Annotated in this window: 17 protein-coding genes; 8 read left to right on the top strand and 9 right to left on the bottom strand. The window is 58.4% G+C overall.

The features are described from left to right. Nucleotides 1-21: 21 nt before the first annotated feature. The 4 genes from infB to rimP form a co-directional block, all read right to left on the bottom strand. The gene (infB, locus tag RW023_RS07085) at nt 22-2,898 is read right to left on the bottom strand and encodes a translation initiation factor IF-2 (protein ID WP_315580528.1); all 2,877 of its coding nucleotides are present in this window, start codon (nt 2,896-2,898) and stop codon (nt 22-24) included. 108 nt (nt 2,899-3,006) lie between these two features. Further along, nucleotides 3,007-3,303 (bottom strand): YlxR family protein, encoded by a 297-nt coding sequence (locus RW023_RS07080; protein WP_315580527.1) that lies wholly within the window; start codon nt 3,301-3,303, stop codon nt 3,007-3,009. Nucleotides 3,304-3,322: 19 nt separating this feature from the next. Further along, nucleotides 3,323-4,375: a transcription termination factor NusA gene (gene nusA, locus RW023_RS07075; RefSeq protein WP_315580526.1), complete on the bottom strand. Its 1,053-nt coding sequence runs from the start codon at nt 4,373-4,375 to the stop codon at nt 3,323-3,325. 8 nt (nt 4,376-4,383) lie between these two features. Further along, a complete protein-coding gene (gene rimP / locus RW023_RS07070) occupies nt 4,384-4,854 on the bottom strand; it encodes a ribosome maturation factor RimP (RefSeq protein WP_315580525.1) in 471 nt (156 codons plus the stop codon). Nucleotides 4,855-4,996: 142 nt separating this feature from the next. On the opposite strand from rimP, the gene RW023_RS07065 reads away from it, so the two are divergent. After that, a complete protein-coding gene (locus tag RW023_RS07065) occupies nt 4,997-5,929 on the top strand; it encodes a hypothetical protein (RefSeq protein WP_315580524.1) in 933 nt (310 codons plus the stop codon). Further along, the gene (locus RW023_RS07060) at nt 5,926-6,420 is read left to right on the top strand and encodes a hypothetical protein (protein WP_315580523.1); all 495 of its coding nucleotides are present in this window, start codon (nt 5,926-5,928) and stop codon (nt 6,418-6,420) included. The genes RW023_RS07065 and RW023_RS07060 overlap by 4 nt, the downstream gene beginning before the upstream one ends. Before the next feature lie 15 nt (nt 6,421-6,435). Here the strand turns inward: RW023_RS07060 and dnaG are convergent, their stop codons facing one another. Both dnaG and RW023_RS07050 read right to left on the bottom strand, forming a co-directional pair. Then, nucleotides 6,436-8,394: a DNA primase gene (dnaG, locus tag RW023_RS07055; protein WP_315580522.1), complete on the bottom strand. Its 1,959-nt coding sequence runs from the start codon at nt 8,392-8,394 to the stop codon at nt 6,436-6,438. Between the two features lie 63 nt (nt 8,395-8,457). Continuing rightward, nucleotides 8,458-9,720 carry a deoxyguanosinetriphosphate triphosphohydrolase gene (locus RW023_RS07050; protein ID WP_315580521.1) on the bottom strand — a complete coding sequence of 421 codons (1,263 nt, stop codon included), beginning with the start codon at nt 9,718-9,720 and terminating at the stop codon, nt 8,458-8,460. A gap of 68 nt (nt 9,721-9,788) precedes the next feature. Between RW023_RS07050 and RW023_RS07045 the strand changes: the two genes are divergently transcribed. From RW023_RS07045 to RW023_RS07030, 4 genes are all read left to right on the top strand, one after another. Next, a complete protein-coding gene (locus RW023_RS07045; RefSeq protein ID WP_315580548.1) occupies nt 9,789-10,892 on the top strand; it encodes a hypothetical protein in 1,104 nt (367 codons plus the stop codon). A 53-nt stretch (nt 10,893-10,945) separates the two neighbouring features. Beyond that, nucleotides 10,946-11,551: a type II toxin-antitoxin system PemK/MazF family toxin gene (locus RW023_RS07040; RefSeq protein WP_315580520.1), complete on the top strand. Its 606-nt coding sequence runs from the start codon at nt 10,946-10,948 to the stop codon at nt 11,549-11,551. A gap of 35 nt (nt 11,552-11,586) precedes the next feature. After that, the gene (locus RW023_RS07035; RefSeq protein ID WP_315580519.1) at nt 11,587-13,593 is read left to right on the top strand and encodes a helicase HerA-like domain-containing protein; all 2,007 of its coding nucleotides are present in this window, start codon (nt 11,587-11,589) and stop codon (nt 13,591-13,593) included. Between the two features lie 177 nt (nt 13,594-13,770). Then, nucleotides 13,771-14,226, top strand: a complete 456-nt coding sequence (locus RW023_RS07030; protein WP_315580518.1) for a DNA starvation/stationary phase protection protein — start codon at nt 13,771-13,773, stop codon at nt 14,224-14,226. A gap of 131 nt (nt 14,227-14,357) precedes the next feature. Here RW023_RS07030 and aroD read toward each other — a convergent pair whose 3' ends face one another. From aroD to RW023_RS07015, 3 genes are all read right to left on the bottom strand, one after another. After that, entirely contained in the window at nt 14,358-15,215 is an 858-nt protein-coding gene (aroD, locus tag RW023_RS07025) for a type I 3-dehydroquinate dehydratase (RefSeq protein WP_315580517.1), read from the bottom strand. 26 nt (nt 15,216-15,241) lie between these two features. After that, the gene (dusB, locus tag RW023_RS07020) at nt 15,242-16,480 is read right to left on the bottom strand and encodes a tRNA dihydrouridine synthase DusB (protein ID WP_315580547.1); all 1,239 of its coding nucleotides are present in this window, start codon (nt 16,478-16,480) and stop codon (nt 15,242-15,244) included. Between the two features lie 84 nt (nt 16,481-16,564). Further along, nucleotides 16,565-17,959 carry a glycine--tRNA ligase gene (locus tag RW023_RS07015; protein ID WP_399499474.1) on the bottom strand — a complete coding sequence of 465 codons (1,395 nt, stop codon included), beginning with the start codon at nt 17,957-17,959 and terminating at the stop codon, nt 16,565-16,567. A gap of 168 nt (nt 17,960-18,127) precedes the next feature. On the opposite strand from RW023_RS07015, the gene RW023_RS07010 reads away from it, so the two are divergent. After that, nucleotides 18,128-19,048, top strand: a complete 921-nt coding sequence (locus RW023_RS07010) for a hypothetical protein (RefSeq protein ID WP_315580515.1) — start codon at nt 18,128-18,130, stop codon at nt 19,046-19,048. Next, nucleotides 19,045-19,833, top strand: a complete 789-nt coding sequence (locus RW023_RS07005) for a hypothetical protein (protein WP_315580514.1) — start codon at nt 19,045-19,047, stop codon at nt 19,831-19,833. The genes RW023_RS07010 and RW023_RS07005 overlap by 4 nt, the downstream gene beginning before the upstream one ends. Nucleotides 19,834-20,033 lie beyond the last annotated feature (200 nt).

Here is a 20,033-nt window from a genome sequence, read left to right as displayed (position 1 = left end):
ACCCTTGTCTCAGCGAAGACCTCAGTCACGCGGCTTTTCGCGCATTTCCCAGGTCTCGATGATGTCGCCTTCTGCGATGTCCTTGTAACCCAAGGTGATACCACATTCGTAGCCCTCGCGGACCTCGGTGACATCGTCCTTTTCGCGGCGAAGCGATGCAATCTCCAGGTTGTCTGCAACAACCACACCGTCGCGGACCAAGCGAGCCTTGGTTCCACGCTTGATGGTGCCATTGCGAACAATCGAGCCTGCAATGTTGCCGAACTTGCCGGAGCGGAAGACCTGACGGATTTCCGCGCTGCCCAGTGCGACCTCTTCGTAGATCGGCTTGAGCATGCCCTTCATTGCGGCCTCGACATCGTCGATCGCCGAGTAGATGACGTTGTAGTACTTGATCTCGACGCCCTCGGCATCGGCCAGTTCCTGAACTCGTTCAGCCGGGCGGACATTGAAGCCAATGATGACCGCGTTGTCCACGGTTGCCAGGTTGACATCGTTCTGGGTGATTGCACCAACACCGCGGTGGATGATGCGAAGAGCAACCTCTTCACCCACATCGATGCGCAGCAGCGAGTCTTCCAGGGCTTCAACAGCACCGGAGACGTCACCCTTAATGACCAGGTTGAGGGTATCGACCTCGCCTTCCTTAAGGACCTTATCGAAGTCCTCAAGGGAGACACGCTTACGACGCTTTGCAAGAAGTGCTTGACGCTCTGCGGCCTCGCGCTTGTCAGCGATCTGGCGGGCAGTACGGTCATCGGTGGCGACCAAGAAGGAGTCGCCAGCGCGCGGAACCGAGGTCAAGCCCAGCACTGCAACGGGGGTCGAGGGACCGGCCTCGGCGACATCGTTACCAGAGTCGTCGAACATCGCACGAACACGGCCGTGCGAAGAACCGACAACCAGGGAATCACCGACGCGCAGGGTACCGCGCTGAACCAGCATGGTCGCCACTGCACCGCGGCCCTTATCCAGGTTCGCTTCGATGGCAACACCGCGGGCATCGGTATCGGGGTTCGCTTCAAGGGTCAGCGCTGCATCAGCAGTCAGCAGCACGGCCTCGAGAAGTTCACGGATACCCTTGCGTTGCTTGGCCGAGATGTCGACGAACATAACGTCGCCGCCGTACTCTTCGGCAACCAGGCCGTACTCGGTGAGCTGGGCGCGAATCTTATCGGGGTTCGCGCCTTCCTTATCGATCTTGTTGACGGCAACAACGATCGGCACGCCAGCGGCCTGCGCGTGGTTGATTGCTTCAACAGTCTGAGGCATGACACCGTCATCCGCTGCAACCACAAGGATCGCAATATCGGTGACCTGCGCACCACGGGCACGCATAGCGGTGAAGGCCTCGTGACCGGGGGTATCGATGAAGGTAATACGGCGAGGAGTTCCATCCTCGGACTTCACCTTCACTTGGTAGGCACCAATGTGCTGGGTAATGCCACCGTGCTCAGAGTCGACAACATCGGTGTGACGGATCGCGTCCAGCAGCTTGGTCTTACCGTGGTCGACGTGGCCCATGACCGTGACGACCGGGGGACGCGGCTGCATGTTCTCTGCATCGTCCAGTTCTTCAGCTTCGAGGTCGATGTCGAAGGACTCGAGCAGTTCGCGATCCTCATCTTCAGGCGAAACAACCTTGACATCGTAGCCGAGCTCTGCACCCAGCGCTTCGAAGGTGTCCTGATCCAGCGACTGCGTGGCGGTTGCCATCTCTCCCAGGTGGAAGAGAACGGTGACCAGCGCTGCGGGATTGACGTTGATCTTCTCAGCGAAGTCAGCAAGGGAGGCACCCTGACGGATGCGGATCTGCTGTCCATCGCCACGAGGAATCGAAACGCCACCAATGACGGGTGCGTTCTGCTGTTCAAACTCTTGACGCTTTGCACGCTTCGACTTACGCCCGCGCGAGCTCTTGCCGCCACCGCGACCGAATGCGCCCGGCGTTGCACCGCGGCCGCCACCGCGACCACCGCGCGGCGGAGCGAAACCGCCACCGGCATTTGCTCCAGGAGCACCCTGGCCACCACCATTACCGCCACCCGGACGGGTACCGCGGCCTCGGCCACCACGAGGACGTTCAGAAGAAGGTGCCGGACGATCCGAGCGAGCGAAGTTCGCCTGTCCGGGCATCATTCCCGGGTTCGGACGCGGGCCGCCACCCGAAGGTGCGCCACTGCGCTGCGGGCGAGGCCCACCCTGTCGCGCTCCCTGAGCACCACCGGAACGTGCGGGCCGTTCGCCCTGTGCGCCACGTGCGGGGCGGTTTCCACCGCGACCACCCTGGCTGCCGCCGGGACGAGGCATGCCCTGGCTGGATGCGTAGGGGTTGTTTCCGGGACGAGGACCGCCGGGACGGGGTGCTCCGGGACGAGGCGCACCCGGCTTGGCTGCAGAGCCGCCGGGACGCGGGGCGCGAGGAGCTCCGGGCTTCGGAGCAGCAGCTGCAGGCTTGGGGGCTTCCTCATGGCTTCCACGAGCCTGGCGCGGAGCCGGCTTGGGAGCACGGGGTGCAGCTTCGGCCTTTTCGGCTGCTGCTGCCTTGGGCGTTGCTGCCTTGGGCGCGCGAGGCGCCGGCTTATGAGCAGAAGGCTTGGGAGCTTCGGCAGCTGCAGGCACCTCGTCCTGTGCGGGTGCTGCCGGTGCGGTTTCAGCGGCCTTCGCGGAAGCCTTCGCCTTGGGCTTGGAAGCAGCCTTCTTCGGGGCGCTCTTATCGTCGCCCGATGCAGAACCGGAAAGCTTTTCAAAGTGCTCGCGCGCTTCACGCGCTACGGGCGGTTCAAGTGCGGACGAAGAAGCTTTAACGTATTCGCCCTTGTCTCGCAGGTAGGCCAGCAATTCCTTGCTGGGGATTCCGAGCTCTTTGGCGAGCTCGTGGACACGCAGTTTTGCCACTTTTCTCCTTGTTCGGGAACGTCCCCGAACGGAGACGTATCACTGATAATGCAGGCAGCTCATCGCTGGGTACTCATCGGGTGCCCATGGGCTTTCAACCCGCTTTCGCTACTCGTTGTCCGGCGCCCTGTGCGCCGCAGACAGAATTTCCTTCCCAAGTTCAGTCCACTGTTCGTCAGTCATTTCTACTGATCGACGCAGTGAACGTCCGATCGTCCGCTTGCGGCGGGCGAGGTCTAGGCAGCGGGCCTCGGAATGAAACCACGCTCCCCGACCGGGAAGTTGACGACGGTGATCAACATGAAGATCCCCGTCCAAGGTCGCAACAACACGGATGAGTTCCGCACGTTGCGCGCGTAATCCACACCCCACGCAGGTGCGAAGCATCAGAGTGGAGTCAGACACGCCCTTAAGCTTAGCCGAGTCAGTCCTCTTCCAAGCCATCGGATTGTGAGCGACTGATCACGTCATCCGGTGTAGATGAACGCGATGCCAGTCCTTCTTCGCCATTCTCAGTATCGGAATGGATGTCAATGTGGTAGTCGGTCAGGCGTGCCGCAAGTCGAGCGTTTTGCCCTTCCTTACCGATTGCCAGCGAAAGCTGGAAGTCGGGAACGATAGCGGTGGCAGTGCGTTGCTCCACGGAGTGAACAACCACGCGGGACACGCGAGCCGGAGACAGCGAGTTTGCAACGAAACGTGCCGGATCTTCAGACCAGTCCACGATGTCGATCTTCTCGCCGCCAAGCTCTGTCATAACCGCACGCACACGCGAGCCCATCGGGCCAATGCACGCACCCTTGGCATTCACGCCTTCGCGAGTAGCAACCACGGCAATCTTGGAACGGTGACCAGCCTCGCGAGCGATCGCCTTAATGCGGACCAGTCCCTCTTGAATTTCGGGAACCTCACGCTCGAAAAGACCCTTGACGAGGCCGGGGTGAGTGCGCGACAAGGTGATGCGAGCACCGCGATCGGTACGCTCGACCGAAACGATCAGTGCACGCAGGCGGGTACCGTGCGAGTAGTCCTCTCCGGGGACCTTCTCAGAATCGGGAAGAATGGCCTCGAAATCATCAGCGAGCTTCACGGTGGTCAGGCGAGAATCGCGCGACTGCTGCACGACACCGGTCACAATCTGCCCGGTCTTACCGGCAAAGTCACCCAAAACGCGCTGATCGTCGGCGTCACGCAGGCGCTGCATAATGACCGAACGCGCGGTGGATTGTGCAATGCGACCGAAGTTCTTGGGAGTGTCATCGAATTCGCCGATGGGGTTACCCTCTTCGTCTTCTTCGGTGGCCATAACGGTCACGCGACCCGTGCGCTTATCGATCTCAATTCGAGCCTTTGCAATTGCGCCGGGGATGTTGTGGTACGCCTTCAGCAATGCCTCTTCGATGGCATCAACCAGGGTATCGAGCGATACCCCCTTCTCGTGTTCGACCATCCGCAGGGCGGTCATATCGATTTCCATAGCGTCCCTCATTCCCACGAGCCGAAGTCGACGCGCGAACGCGCCTTCTTGATCTCGTCATATGCAATTGTGTGGCTTTCAGCGCCAGTATCTACAGTAGCGCCTTTATCGTCGGCATTGCTGACCCGTCCCACAAATTTGTCACCATTTCGCATCTTCACGCTGACCAATCCGCCAATTTGGCGCTTCCAATGGTCAGGTTTCTTCAAATCGCGTTCCAGCCCGGGGGTGGAGACCTCCAGCATGTATGCGTCAGAAATCGGGTCAGCGGCATCCATAGCTTTGGAGATTGCGCGTGAAATATCCGCGAGCGCATCCGAGGACAGCTTTTCGCTTCCCAGGGGCTCTTCGACGGTGATTCGGCAGACCAGGGTGCCATTCTGCTTAAGAATAGCCACCGCATCAAGTTCGGCTCCGGCCCCGGTGACAATACCTTCAACCAGCGCACGGACTTGTTCTTCAATCTGTGTGGGTGCCACCTTCACTCCTTCACGCGACACGGTATTCTAGGCAATCGTACTCGTCTTTTGACCATGGGATGATGTTGTTGTGAAACACCCGAAACTCTTCACTGCGTTCATTGCTGCCAGTGCTCTTTGCCTCGGAGCATGTGGAATCCACGTGGAATCTCCCAGTAGCCTGCCCGCCTTGACCGGTTTCGCACTCTCCCGTGACACCTCTGCGCGCACCGAGGCCGCGGCCGCCGATCGCGCACATTCCCTTGCGTCCCTTGCCACGCAGTGCGCCTCGTGTTCTTCCGCTCTCGAGGCCGTAGCGACGAGTTCCCGGGAACGTTTGGAATTCCTCGGAGGAGTGTGGGAGCCCTGGAAGGGCCGCGAGGATGCCGCTTCACTCCCCCAACCCGAGGCTATTGCAGAAGCCCCCTACACGGTGAAGGATTTCGTCTCCTGGCTGGTCATCTCAGCTCGTCGAGATCTTCAGACCGCGGCAAACCCGACCATAACCTCGAGCGAGGAAGCACGCCAGCTCAGCGCAGTCGCGCTGGGGCGCTACGCCTCGGCAGTGCAATTGGCCAATGCCTACGCGATTGACGTGGATGAGGGCACACACGATGTTGATGCGCTGGCGCAGCGGCTGATTGACCAAAGCGGAAAGACGCCTTCGTGGATTGTTCGCAGCGGCGCCTCTTCAGATTTAGCCCTCCCCCAGCCTTCACAGACGACTTCTGCTTTTGCGAACTCGGAACAGGCCGCTCAAACAACGGCCAATTGGGATTGCATCGCTCAGACGCTGCCGAAGTCTGCGGTGACAAGCGAGGACTTCGCATCTGCAGAAACCATTCAAAACGCACTTCTAGATCGAGCCTCACGGTCTTTGGAACGCGGGAGTAAAGACACCCGCCAGCTGCGCTGTTCGATGCCTGACCACTCTCCCGCATCTCTTGCTCAAGCATCGATGCGTGCGGATATCAATCTCTTCGCTTCAGACTCCCAGGATGTACGACTTTTTGGTGCTCGCGCCGCACTGGATGATGTTCGCCTATGGAGGCAAGCTCCCGGTGTCTCGACTCCAGCGGTGGTGACACTGCAATGAGCACGGAAAGTGAAAACACCAAACTGAGCTGGCAACGCCTTGTTCCCGCTGGGGATGCCAACTCGCCTCATATTGAGCTTTCCGATTCGCGAGTTCTGGTTTCGGGGCATTTTGCTTTGATCCTGATCGAAGAAGATCGCGTTGTTGATTCGGGAATGTGGTACGAAATTCAAAATGCGCGATGGAACGGTGAAAAACAGGAACTTCGCGTGACCTGGGTTGATCCTTCCCGCGCTCCTTTGATTGTGCAATCCAACGACTCGTCGATACGTCCTTTTATGGAAGACCTTTCCGAAAAGGTGAACCGCACGCAGATCGTTGTCCGAAACATCACGGCTCCTTCGGGAACGGTGATCACCGGCCAGATCCGCAGACGCGAAGACGGTGAGTTATTCTCTGTCCTTGCGGCCAACGGCCCACTGGATGATGAAGGAATCGCACTGGCTCAATCGTTTGAACGCCAGCTGCGAGAAAGCGTTGGACTGGAGTAGTACCTGCCGCGCGGGCTATTGTGCGCGTTCGGTAAAGCGACGACGCACTTCTTCCAGACGCATCAGCTCTCGGAATGCTTGGGTGTACTGCGGGTCATCTTCGCTCAGGCGCTGAAGGTTCGCATTCGCATCGGCAAGCCTGCGCGTCACGTCTAAACGCACCATTGCTCCCATCGCTCCGCGACAGTATGCACGAAGCTGATCTTCGCGATCCTGCGGCAGTGGAGCAACCGCAAGTTCCATCAAAACCGCTGCAACTTCGGGAATCATCAGCTCGCGCACGTCATCAACGAAGGCACGAGTCGCTGCTTGCACGGCTTTCTCCCCTTTACCGAAATGTTCTTCGGCCTGACGGAGAAGTTTGACGAAAGCGTCAAGACCGCCTGCGGCTCGAATCGCGTCGTGAACTGCGCGGTAGGAAGGCACCGAGAATGCTTCTCCCCCAAGTTCCTCAAATCCCGAACCCACCACGTACATGGGGTATTGAACCAACGCTTCCAAGGCCTGGCGTTCAATCTTTGACACGGGGTCTTCCGGACCGCGCCTTGCAGGCATGGGGGTCGAGGCCTCAGGAGTCGCTCCGCGTCCGTTCGAGGCCGGGCGCGAGCTGCCAGAGGAGCGAACCGCGCGCGCTACCTCAGAGATATCCATACCAATCCAGCCGGCGAGCGACCTGGTGTATTCACGTTGAAGAGCGCGGTCACGAATGCGCGCGACCACGGGAGCCGCCGCACGAAGAGCCTTGACGCGGCCCTCCGCAGTCCTGAGATCCAATTGGCGCAGGACGGAGCGAATGACGAACTCGAAAAGTGGAGTCCGAGAGTTCACCAGCTCCACAACCGCACGCTCGCCTTGGGCCATGCGCAGTTCGCAGGGGTCCATGCCATGGGGCTCGACAGCGACAAAGGTCTGCGCCGCAAAGTTTTGATCCATATCAAATGCACGAAGCGCAGCTTTTTGACCGGCAGCATCGCCATCGAAGGTGAAGATCACTTCACCGCCATGGGTCTTCCCATTGCTTAAAACCACTCCCGCTGCACTATCGGCGGTATCTCCCAGCAGTCGGCGAACAATCTTGACGTGTTCTTCACCAAAAGCGGTACCACAGGTTGCAACAGCGCAGCCGACACCCGCAGCGTGGGCAGCCATGACATCGGTGTAGCCCTCAACAATGACAACCCTGCGTCCCTGAGTGATTTCTTTCTTTGCAAGATCCAAACCGTACAGGACTTGGGACTTGTGATAAATCGGCGTTTCAGGGGTGTTGAGGTACTTCGGGGATTCCTTGTCCTCATCATTCAAACGCCGGGCACCAAAACCAACAGTCGCGCCCGTAATATCACGGATTGGCCACATCAGTCTTCCTCGGAAACGGTCATAAAGTCCGCGGTTACCCCGAGTTGCCAGGCCGGCAGTTTCAATCTCTTGATCGGTGAATCCCTTCGAACGAAGGTGACGTGTCAACGCATCCCACGAGGCCGGAGAGTAGCCAATCCCGAAACGGCGGCACATTGCTTCACCAAAGCCCCTTTGGCCCAAAAATTGACGCCCGAGGTGCGCTTCTGCGGACGCGAGCTGTGCCTGATAAAACTCCTCAGCCACGCGGTGTGCATCAAGAAGGCGCTGGCGGCGACCCGGCTCCTCGCGGCGAAGAGTCCCGCTTCCCGCGGCCTCGTAACGCAAAGTAATCCCAGCTTTGAGGGCCAAGGCTTCCACGGCCTCGGTAAAGGAAAGAGAATCAACTTTCTGGACAAAGCTGATGACGTCCCCGCCTTCTCCACAGCCAAAACAGTGCCAAAACCCCTGGGAGGGACGAACATGGAACGAGGGAGTGCGTTCATCATGGAATGGGCACAATCCCTTCAAAGAATCAACACCCGCAGGGCGCAGTGCGACACGCTCGCCGACGATTTCTTCAATGCGCGAGGCATCACGTACGGCGGCGATGTCTTCTTTGAGGATCAGGCCGGCCATGAGTTCAGTTTAGCGAGTGGACACTTCCTTAGCAGGGGCATGTGGATTGACCCGGAGCTCTGTTTAAAGCTGGGAGGAGAGCATCCCACACAGCTTCGCGTGCCAGCGCGAGGCAGAGATATCGGTCAACGAGGCGACTTGGTCGATAACGACTCGCAAACGCTTCCCCTCATCCGTGGTTGCGCGCCATTGAGCGGCAAAAGGAGGTTCAAGATATTCGGGGCCTGCGTTGATAAGGGCATCAACCAAGTCATTGAGCAGCGTGCGCTGCTGATAGTAAACAGGTTCGCTTTCGCGCGGACTCATGACGTAGTGGACAGCCATCCCCTTAAGAACCTGGATTTCCGCCCGGGTTTGCGCCGGAACAACAAGCTCCGCGCGATACCGGCCCAGGGGTTCGTCTCCTGCAATTTCACGGGTGGCCGCAACTGTCGCGTTACAGAATCGCCCGATCAGCTCGCTGGTGAGATCTTTTAAGGCGGCCAAATCCGCATACGAGCCACTGAAAGCACTGAGCCATTCAGGCATGGTCACCAGGCGCTCAAATGCTTGAATCAGATCGTCTTCAGAAACCGAGGTCCCGTACCACTTCATAGTTGAGTCGATAACACCGCGGGTGTGTGCATCGCTGCGCAAGTGCTCAAGATCCATCTTTCCAGTTGCAACCGCGTCTTCGACGTCGTGCACCGAGTACGCAATGTCATCGGAAAGATCCATAATTTGAGCTTCCAAGCAACGCGCCCCGGGAGTTACACCTTCACGCATCCATTCAAAAGTCGGACGATCATCGTCGTAGACCGAATACTTCCGCAGGGATTTTTCCCGGTTCGGACCTTCGCCCTTCGCCCAGGGGTACTTGCAAATCGCATCAAGAGTTGCGCGCGTAAGATTCAGTCCAGCGGGGCCTTCCTCTGCGATGACCTTTGGTTCAAGGCGCGCGACGATTCGTAGTGTCTGGGCATTCCCTTCAAAGCCACCGATTTCAGCCGCAAGTTCGTTAAGCGCGCGTTCACCGTTATGTCCAAATGGCGGATGGCCGAGGTCGTGGGACAGACATGCAGCATCAACAACATCGGGGTTGGCCCCGAGTTCTTTTCCAAGCTCGCGTCCGACCTGCGCAACCTCAAGGGAGTGAGTCAGGCGCGTGCGCACGAAATCATCAGAGGTTGGCCCCAGGACCTGCGTTTTTTCACCCAAACGTCGCAGCGCTGAGGAATGCAACACCCTGGCTCGATCGCGTTCAAAATCTGTACGAACAGAGGACTTCTGAGTCTCTGAAACGAAACGCTCACGGTCTGCGGAGCTATACGGATACTGAGTGTGCACGTGATAAGCCTAACTGCTTCAAGTACCCTTTCGATGCCTAAAACTGCAAGAATAGTTCTGTGAATGCAATGAAGGGGACCCGGGTAGTAACGACGTTGGTTCATCCTGCCCGGAAAGGCACCCATCCTTGGTGGCATTCACCTGCAATTTGCCGTATCCCCCAACGCGTTGACCATGATCTTGCTCAACTGCTGAGCAAGGAAACAATTCAGTTCGCTCGAGCGGGCGTAGATGCTCTCGCGCTTTCCCCGATTCCCCAAATGATCTGGGGCGTTAATCCGGAACTCGCTGCTCTTGTCAAACATTTCCATCGGGTCGGCATCAAGATCATCGTCCATCTTCCTGGTGCAGCTGACTGGGATACACGCGATTTCAACGGTCCATACTCCGCTGACGAAACGGTGACGACTCTGCTTGGCCGCGTACGGGCATGCGTTGATGCGGAAGTCGACGGGATTGATCTTGGAACTTTGCCGCTCACGCACTACGGACCGAATTCATCTGAACGCCAAGAGTTCATGCATCTACTTCGCCTAGTGATGGCCGAGGTTGCTAATACGGATACTCTGCCTATTCTCACCTCCAGCCTGCCGCATATGGATGATGCAGATCTGAAGGAAATTCTTCAAGAATCCTGGTTCCATCACCTGCGCAACGACACTTTGCTCGACATTGAGTGGAAGAACCCGCAGCTGTGCGATGCCATCGTCAACACTTTTGCCAACCGCGACCCTGTGGGGCACGTGGCCGCATGGCCAGCGCTTCCCTACGATGACAGTGAGATTCATCGTGCGCGCACTCTTTTTGCGCTGGCCCTTCCGGGAGCTACCTATTTTAATTCGCCGCCAAAAGACGACATTTCCAGTCCCTTTGTGCTGATGGTCCAGCAAGCTTTGCGAACCCGAGCTGAGCACGGAATGGGAACGGGCTCTCTTGCCCACGTACGAGGCCTCGCTTGGGCTGGTCCGGATTGTCTGGTCCATATGAGCGCTCAAGTTTTAGTTGTTTTCAATACCTCGGACTCCACTGTCGTTGTGCCTTCCGAGCACCGACCGCTTGTCTCAACGGGGGTTTTACCCACTCAGCTCAACAGCGATACCCCACTTGCGCCCGGGGAGTGTGCATGGTTTGAAACCGCGCGCGTTCGACCTCGCGTTTTTGCCACAGAATAAGCGCCTCCGTCCCTTTACACTTAGGGTATTGTTCCATCAAACCTGGAGACCACGTGGACTTCATTAAGCGACTTCTCGCGATCTTTATCCAGGCCGCAGGCCAAAGCATGAAAGAGGAAATGGGTTCCTCGAAGGGACGCAAACGTTCCTCGTCGCGCTCATCCTCACGCTCCTCTTCGTCTTCGCACAGTTCAGACACCGCACGCAATTCTTCTTCCTCCGCCGCCCAGGCCTCGGGAAAGGGAAACAAAGTGTGGGACGTTCGCACACACGGACTCCCTCCTTTCCAATACAGGCCGGATCCCGATGGGGATGCGGATCCCGGCGAGGTCGTGTGGACGTGGGTGTCCTATGAAGAGGACCCAACCCGGGGCAAAGATCGTCCCGTTGTCGTGCTTTCGCGAGTACAGCAGGGGCTTGTTGTTGCCCAGTTGACGTCCAAGGACCACCGCAAGGATGCCGAGCAAGAGGCACATTGGGGACGCTACTGGTTCCCCATCGGAACCGGCGCGTGGGATCCGCAGGGCCGCCCCAGTCAGGTACGCCTGGACCGCCTGCTCATTGTTGCCCCCGGCGATGTTCGCCGTGAAGGAGCGACCGTAGACCACTCAACCTACAATGCCGTGTGCGACGCTCTGCGCCAGCACTGGAATGCCTAACAACCACTTCCACCACAACACTGCGAGGACCCACGATGACCGATTCCGCTGAAATTGCACGTCTGAAGGCCGAGGCCGCGCAGGCCGCCGCCGAAGCCGCTGCCGCAAAGGCTCAGGCCGCGCAGGCTGCCCTCGATGCTGCTCTTGCCGCCCAAGGTGGCCAGGGCGACCAGAACGAGGCCGCATCCCAGGCCGCCGCTGCCGATGCGGCAACCGAAAAGGCCGAGGCCGCACAGGCAGCCCTCGATACCGCTTTGGCTGAGCAGGCAGCACCTTCTGAAGCAGCTCCCGCAGAAACCCCGACAGCTATGCCTGCGGAAAGTGCACCGGCCGCCCCGGCTGCACCTGTACAAGCCGCTCCCGCCACCCCGGCCCAGGCCTCGGCAAGTGAAGGCGAACTGCAGGGTTACGCGGAGCAGGTCCGCGCGGGCTACTCCTTCACCTCGCCCTCAATGCGACTGGGTGCTTTCTTGGATGGTGATACTCCGGTTCCCGGCGCACCTGTCGGAATCCCGCTGGGACTCATGAACCGTCACTGCTTGGTTGCGGGCGCAACCGGTACCGGTAAGACACGAACCCTGCAGCTGATGGCCGAGCGCCTCTCAGAAGCCGGAGTTCCCGTTTTTGTCACCGATATCAAGGGCGACCTCACCGGTCTGGCTCGGGCGGGCACCTCTTCAGAGAAGCTCCTTGCACGTTGCGCAAGCATTGGCCAGAACTGGGAAGGAAAGGCGTTCCCCACGGAACTGCTCACTCTGGGTGGCCGCGGCGAAGGCGTGCCGATCCGTACAACCATCACCGAATTTGGCCCGCTTCTGCTTTCGCGCGTGCTGGGGTTGAACGACACCCAGGCCTCAGCCCTTCAGTTGATCTTCCACTGGGCCGATGGTCAACAGCTCGCGCTGATTGACCTCAAGGACCTGCGTTCAGTCATCGACTACCTGACAAACAATGACGAAGGCAAGGAAGAGCTCAAGGGAATCGGTGGTGTTTCCCCAGCAACTGCAGGCGTAATCCTGCGTGAGCTCGCTGCTTTGGAGGCCTCGGGCGGCGATGTTTTCTTCGGTGAGCCCGCCTTCAATATCGCTGATCTCATGCGCGTATCAATGGATGGTCGCGGCGTCATTTCCTCGCTGGAACTTCCCGACCTGGGCAGCCAGGGCGCTTTGTTCTCGACCTTCCTCATGTGGCTCTTGGCTGAGCTCTTCGAGACTTTGCCGGAAGTGGGCAACCCCGATAAGCCGAAGTTGGTCTTCTTCTTTGACGAGGCCCACCTGCTCTTCACAGATGCCTCGAAGCAGTTCCTCCAGGCGGTCGTGCAGACAGTGCGTTTGATTCGTTCTAAGGGCGTGGGCATTGTCTTTGTTACGCAGTCCCCCACCGATGTTCCCGACGAGGTCTTGGCTCAGCTCGGTTCACGCGTTCAGCACGCACTGCGCGCGCACACTCCAAACGATGCGGCAAACCTCAAGAAGGCAGTTTCGACCTTCCCGACCTCTCCCCTGGATCTGGCTGAGGTGCTGACTTCGCTGGGTACCGGTCAGGCTGTCGTGACGGTTCTGGATGAGAAGGGTCGCCCGACCCCGGTTGCTCCGACCATGTTGGATGCACCCGCCGCTGTCATGGGCCCGGCTGATCCCGGTGTTGTCTCTTCAATCATCAATTCCTCACCGCTCCTGTCGCGTTACCGTGACGCGGTCGATAACGAATCGGCATTCGAATTGATGCAAGCCCGTCTTGCAGATGCCGCTAAAGCCGCGGAAGAGAAGGCCGCTGAGGCACAGCGTCAGCTTGAAGAAGCGAAGGCGCAGAAGGAAGCCGAGAAGCAGGCAGCGAAGGAAGAGGCAGCGCGCCAGAAGGAACTTGAGCGCCTGCAGCGTGAGGTCGAGAAGGCCGAAGAGCGTAAGCGTCGCGAGGCCGAAAAGGCTGAGGAGCGTCGCGCACGCGCCACGCAGCGCGTGATTGAGTCGACAGTCAAGTCCGTTGGAACGACTGCAGCGCGCTCACTGACGCGTTCAATTTTGGGAACACTATTTAAGTAAATTCCACAATTTTTGAGCGCTTCTGACGCTTTATCGACGTCGTGTCACAACCCTTGTCGGATATTTCACCTTATGGTGCGAAAGGGAATGCGATCGCCAAAAATAGAGTTGTCAGAAGTGATAGCAGTGGTGCGGCCCTTGCGGTTCGCACCTGCAGATAGGTTTTAGGAGAACAATATGACTCAAGCACACCCGGTTGTTGCAGCAGCTTTGCAGCAGGCTCTTGTTGATCTGACCGATCTGTCGCTTCAGGGCAAGCAGGCACACTGGAACATCGAAGGCCCCGGCTTCCGTTCGCTCCACCTGCACCTGGATGAAATCATCGACGAGGTTCGCCTTGCCGCTGATGATGTTGCTGAGCGTATGGCAGCCATCGAGGTTGCACCCGATGCGCGTGCGGCGACCGTTGCAGCGACCTCGCTGGTTGATCCGATGGAGCCCGGCTTCCTGCCCACCGATAAGACTGCTCGCCAGTACGAAGAGCGCCTGCTGGCGACCTCCGAGCGCATCAAGGCAACCCTTGATCCCGTTGACGAGCACGATCACCTGTCCAACGACCTGCTGATCGGCATTGCAACCGGCCTGGAGAAGCAGGCCTGGATGCTGCGCGCAGCAACCAAGGATCTCAACTGATTAGTTGAGTCTGGCTTCAACTGGGGCGTCTCTTTCGAGACGCCCCAGTTTTGTTTTTCAGTCTTTTGTCTTTCACTCTCAATAACCCCTCAAGGCGCATTTCACCCCTGAAAAGCACCCCGGGAGGGCCTTTATTCGCGCCCGAGCCTCTCCGTCAATTCCCGAGCACCCCACTGACCGGGCGCGCTCTCACGTCCGCTCACGGCAACGAAAGAGGCAACTCCCCCATCTTCAGGTTGAGTCGCACGCGTCTGGCGTCCAAACTCTCCCATCGCTAAAACGATTGAGGGAACCGGCACGTACTCAGCTGCCCACCTCTGCAGCAATTCAACATTGAGCGCGTCGCGCTCCGAATTGGCCAAAACCGCAAGCTTTGCGACGTCTGCGCCCAATACTGCCATAGTTTCCAGAAGCTCTCGCATGATCTCCGATTCGGGAGTCACCTCGAAGTCATGGAAGGACATGACGACCTTCGCACCCGCAGCGTGCACCTTCTCGGTCAATGCATGCGCAGCCGGAGCCATTTCCACATCTACCGCGTCCATCCCGCACTCAGCCAGCAGCTCAACGATCTGGCCATAAATCGGTGCCGAAACTTCAGCTTTTCCACCCTGAGCAACTGTTCGAATAGTAGCCAAAACGGGCACATCCGAAGCATCCAAGACTTCTCGCGCAGACCTTGAAATTTCTTCGCGGGCCTGGTCACTCAGTTCCTCACCTGAAAGCCCCCTAAGAACATCCAAGTAGTCCACGCGCCACTCGAACATATCGTGCGGCTCAGATGCGGCAGCCTCGATTTGTTCAACGACTCCACTCACGTCCCCCGCCATCAGAGGAACAATAAAAACTACCGGCTGCCCGCCACCCAGAAGCACTCGGCCTCGCGGAGGAATGGCCCCCGCGGGGTCAAGCAATCCCGTGCCCACTCCTGAAGGCGCTGCACCGTAGGCCTCACCCAAATCACTGCGTCCAATAACTACAGGCTCCATGACGTTCCCTTCTACTCAGTAACCTTTTAGTAGCCAACTTCTGCATGATGAATCGACGCCCTCTCGGCGTCGGTCAAGTATCGGTGATCCAGCCACCCGTCGGGCAGGTGCGGGGTCTTCTCTCCCCCAGCGCGCCCGCGAGGCCCACGCGCGGCCTCGGGAAAATCTTGATCAAGGTCCAAGTCCGCTAGGCGAGCGCTGAGCTCATCGAGAGTGGAAACCATACCAAGCGCGTGACGCTGAGGCCCACCCACCTTGAAACCACGCAGGTACCAGCCGATGTGTTTGCGCATTTCACGCATCGCCCGGTCTTCGTTGCCTTCTTCTTCCACGCACCAGTGCGCATGGGTTTCGATGATGGAGGCAACCTCGCGAAGGGACGGCGGCGGGAAAGCCGGCTGCCCGTGGTAGGCGGCGACGATATCGCGGAAAATCCACGGACGCCCCTGGGCGCCTCGGCCAACCGAAATACCGTCGCAGCCGGTCTGGCGTAGCATCTCCATCGCATCCGCGGCCTCGAAAACATCGCCGTTACCAAAGACCGGAATATCCAAGGCTTCTTTGATGCGCGCAATGTAATCCCAATGCGCTTGGCCCGCGTAATGCTGGGTCTGGGTGCGCGCATGGATCGTCACGGCTGCGACGCCAAGTTCTTGAGCGATCTGCGCGGCCTCGAGGCCGGTTTCGTGCTCGCTATCAATTCCCATGCGGATCTTCACCGTCACCGGGATCTCGCGGCCACACGCATCCCCGCTGACCTGCGCCTGGGTAACAACCGCACGCAGCAGGTCGGTGTAGAGGTCCCGTTTCCACGGAAGCGCCGCTCCCCCGCCCTTTCGCGTCACTTTGGGGACGGGACAGCCGAAGTTGAGGTCGATATGGTCGGCGTATTTGCCTTCGATCATGATCTGGGTTGCGCGCGCCATGACCTGGGGGTTCACTCCGTACAGCTGCACGGAGTGCACGCGTTCGGCGGGGTCAGGCCGAATCATTGCCATCGTCCGCGCGTTGCCCTCGACCAGGGCTCGCGAGGTCACCATTTCCATGACGTACAGGCCCGCAGGGGCGTCAACGTGGCGCGTCAGTTCTTCACCCGCGCAACTTTCTTTCCCGTTTTTCGAGGCAGAGGCGGGGCGAGTGCTTTCAGCAACGCCGGGAAGAGCGGCCGGGCTGGGAATCCCGGTCAAGGGTGAAGGCCCGCCCAAGGCCTCTTCACCAAACATGCGACACAATCGGCGGAAAGGTGCATCCGTTACTCCGGCCATTGGAGCCAAGACGACGGGAGTAAACAGCCGCAGTGGCCCAACCTGCAAGCAGGCTGGGCCACTAGCGTGAGACTGCGAGGTCACTCAGCAAACTCCCAAGCGCTCAATCAGGTAGGACTTGACCTGGTCGAGCGGGATACGGACCTGCTCCATCGAGTCACGCTCACGAATGGTGACGGCGTGATCCTCAACGGAATCAAAGTCGTAAGTGATGCAGAAGGGGGTTCCGATTTCGTCCTGGCGACGGTAACGGCGGCCAACGGCACCGGCATCGTCGTACTCGATGTTCCACAGGTCGCGCAGTTCCTGAGCCAGTTCCTGAGCCGGACCAGTCAGTTCATCCTTACGCGACAGCGGCAGGACAGCAACCTTGACGGGAGCCAGACGCGGATCGAGCTTGAGGACAACGCGTTTGTCGACGCCGCCCTTCGCGTTGGGGGCTTCGTCCTCGTGGTAGGCCTCGATGAGGAAGGCCATGAGGGAGCGGGTCAGGCCTGCGGAAGGCTCGATGACGTAGGGGGTCCAGCGCTCGCCGGTCGTCTGGTCGAAGTAGTCGAGCTTGGCGCCACTGGCCTCGGCGTGAACGCCGAGGTCGTAGTCGGTTCGGTTAGCGATACCTTCAAGTTCGCCCCATTCGGAGTTCTGGAAACCGAAGCGGTATTCCAGGTCAACGGTTCGCTTGGAGTAGTGTGAAAGCTTTTCCTTGGGGTGCTCGTATTCACGCAGGTTTTCGGGATCAATACCCAGGCCGACGTACCATGCCTTGCGGTAGTCGATCCAGTACTGGTGCCATTCTTCGTCAGTTCCGGGCTCACAGAAGAACTCAAGTTCCATCTGTTCGAATTCACGGGTACGGAAGATGAAGTTACCGGGAGTAATTTCGTTGCGGAAAGACTTACCAATCTGACCGATGCCAAAAGGCGGCTTCTTACGTGCAGCGGTCATGACATTGGCAAAGTTCACGAAGATGCCTTGCGCGGTTTCGGGGCGCAGGTAGTGCAGGCCGGCCTCGTCATCAACGGGGCCAAGGAAGGTCTTCAGCAGACCCGAGAATGCCTTGGGCTCAGTCCACTGGCCACGAACGCCACAGTTGGGGCAGGCGATGTCTTCCAGGGACAGGGAGGATTCTTCAACGCCCTTCTTATCAGCCAGTTCTTCGATGAGCTGATCTTCGCGAGAGCGCTTGTGGCAGTTCAGGCACTCGATGAGGGGGTCGGTGAAGGCCTTGACGTGCCCGGAAGCAACCCACACCTCGCGCGGCAAAATCACCGAGGAGTCCAGTCCGACAACGTCTGCGCGGCGGCGAACCATGTAGTTCCACCACTGACGTTTGATGTTCTCTTTGAGTTCCACTCCCAGCGGGCCGTAGTCCCAGGCAGAGCGAGTACCGCCATAAATCTCACCGCAGGGGAAAACAAAGCCGCGGCGCTTGGCAAGAGAAATCACGGAATCAAGACGAGAGGTGGATGGCTGTGCCACAAAAACTCCTTTATTAGGGCTCACCGCACCTGGCCGGCGCAGTGGTCTGTGCATATTTTAGCCGGTGAATGCTTGGGGAGCTTGGAGAGTGTCACGCGAGCCAATAATTGCTGAAAAGTCAGCAGATTGCTTTGCAATATTCCCTTGTCATAGCATCAAGGCGTGCGCATGGTGATTTCGACCTTGGCCTACACGATCCCGCGCGAATGGGTCATCGTGTGGGTCCTTGCTTTTGCTCTGCGTCTTCTTTTCATACTTTTTGTCGCATTCAGTAAGTCGCGTTTAGCGCAGCGAGCCTGGCCCTTGACGAACGTCCACACATTAGATCCGGCGAATTTTCTACGCCTTTGCGCGTGGACTTTCTTTGCGTTCCTTGCTGGAATGACGGTTTTTGCTCGGCAGCACGGCTTCTCCATGCACATCGTGCTTTTTCTTGGCTGGAGTACGTTCGCTTCTATTCTTCTAATCCCACTGTGCCGTCTGCCTCTGGACTTTCCGACGTGGCTGGATCCCAGATGGCACGACAGTGTCCGCAAAGGGCTTGTTGACGAATTAGGAAACCTTCTTCCCCGCGGCGGCAGGGTTCGTACCACGACAGAGCTCACGCTGGGCGGTAGCCAGAAAAGAGAGTTCTCAACTCGTATTGACCTTCCTCTAGGCTGGCAGCACGTTGAGGAAATGCCCTCTTATCTCACGCCTGTTCCTTTGGCCCCCGTTGTTCTGGTCGCCCAAGGACCTATGGATTACAAGAATCTGCGTCCATCAACGCTGTCAGTCTGCGCAACTCCGGCAAGCAGCGAGCAACGTCTACCGCTAGGAACTTTGAGCGAGGCAATTTCCAGGCAGATTCCGGGGTGGTTCACGCTCGACGAGATCACGCAGCGCAAGCCTAAAGCCTCCCTCATGTGCACGGGAACATACACTGATGAAGGCGTTTCCTTGACAGCTATTCAATGGTCATGGGTTGAAAAACTCGACTCGTCGACATTTGTCAGGATCACCGCCACAGCAACAACAACGACGCGCATGTTTCCCGAGCATTTCAAGGATATAGGCACGATGGTGACGAAGATGAGCGTGGCACCATGAGCACTTATTTCTCCGCTCCCCTGAGCCTACCGACAGCCTCGGTTCCCGCGTTCATTGCTCTCGCAGGCCCCGAAGAGTCCGCGCGGGAAGGCAATTCGGGGGAAACCCAGATGGGCCTCGACAAGATTTTCGAGGCCGATGGTGCTTTGAACGAGCAAGCGCAGATGCTCCTTGCTCCGATCCGCGAGGACAGTACTCCCCTCACGCAATTTGCGCTGTCACCGCGTTACCCCTCTTCCGGAGTTCGCAGGCAGTGTGCCTTCATTGCTCCGGGACAGTCGACCATTCTCAGTAGTTTAAAAGAACCTGAAACAACCCAGGTTTATCGTGCGGAGACGCACGATGTACCGCAGATCATCGCAGAGTTTTCAACCTTTCCCTCACTCAAGAATCGTTTCGATGGTCCCAAACGCGTGCCCGTCGAGTTCATTGATGCGGCAAATTCCGGCGATGTAGTGACCGCGCATGACATCCTTCTTGAAGAGTTGCAGAAATCGAAGAAGAGGTCATCTTTTACTCGCTTCGTTAGGGAAAAGAACTGGGAATACGCCGTGTGGACAAGCTGGATGCGAACCCACCAGGGCTATCATGTGCACCGCAGTTACACTGTTCTCTCTGTTCCTTGGGCGGCATACGTGGTGAGTGCACGCACGCTTCCCGATAGCTATCTGACACGGCCCTCCAATGCGCACGATCTTGCTCAGCCTTTATGCCCGGTAGGAGACTTGGAGAAGTGCACGCGAACAGAGCTGTGGGCAAAGCTCGCTCGTTTTGTTGTGCCCTAGGCGTTGTATGCCATCGCGTGGACAGCCTCCGCCGTGCTCTTTGCAACTGTCGCGGAAGACATTTCAAAGATGTTCACGAAGCTCAAGGTCGAACTCTAGTTTTGTCTCTCGAGGCCGCGCCCGCGGGCACTGGCACTAAGAGTGTGGGTTAATGCCCGAAATGTGTGTATGGGATGGGCGTGTCGTGGTTTGTTTTATCT

The organism is uncultured Actinomyces sp., from assembly GCF_963542285.1.
Lineage (GTDB): Bacteria > Actinomycetota > Actinomycetes > Actinomycetales > Actinomycetaceae > Pauljensenia.
This window is presented reverse-complemented; position numbering and strand designations above follow the sequence as displayed.

Bases quoted from the DNA above. Each gene is read 5' to 3' on its own strand.
- nusA (WP_315580526.1), bottom strand. From the start codon at position 4,375: ATGGAAATCGATATGACCGCCCTGCGGATGGTCGAACACGAGAAGGGG.
- RW023_RS07060 (WP_315580523.1), top strand. From the start codon at position 5,926: ATGAGCACGGAAAGTGAAAACACCAAACTGAGCTGGCAACGCCTTGTT.
- dnaG (WP_315580522.1), bottom strand. From the start codon at position 8,394: ATGGCCGGCCTGATCCTCAAAGAAGACATCGCCGCCGTACGTGATGCC.
- RW023_RS07045 (WP_315580548.1), top strand. From the start codon at position 9,789: ATGAAGGGGACCCGGGTAGTAACGACGTTGGTTCATCCTGCCCGGAAA.
- RW023_RS07035 (WP_315580519.1), top strand. From the start codon at position 11,587: ATGACCGATTCCGCTGAAATTGCACGTCTGAAGGCCGAGGCCGCGCAG.
- RW023_RS07030 (WP_315580518.1), top strand. From the start codon at position 13,771: ATGACTCAAGCACACCCGGTTGTTGCAGCAGCTTTGCAGCAGGCTCTT.
- aroD (WP_315580517.1), bottom strand. From the start codon at position 15,215: ATGGAGCCTGTAGTTATTGGACGCAGTGATTTGGGTGAGGCCTACGGT.
- dusB (WP_315580547.1), bottom strand. From the start codon at position 16,480: ATGGCCGGAGTAACGGATGCACCTTTCCGCCGATTGTGTCGCATGTTT.
- RW023_RS07010 (WP_315580515.1), top strand. From the start codon at position 18,128: ATGGTGATTTCGACCTTGGCCTACACGATCCCGCGCGAATGGGTCATC.
- RW023_RS07005 (WP_315580514.1), top strand. From the start codon at position 19,045: ATGAGCACTTATTTCTCCGCTCCCCTGAGCCTACCGACAGCCTCGGTT.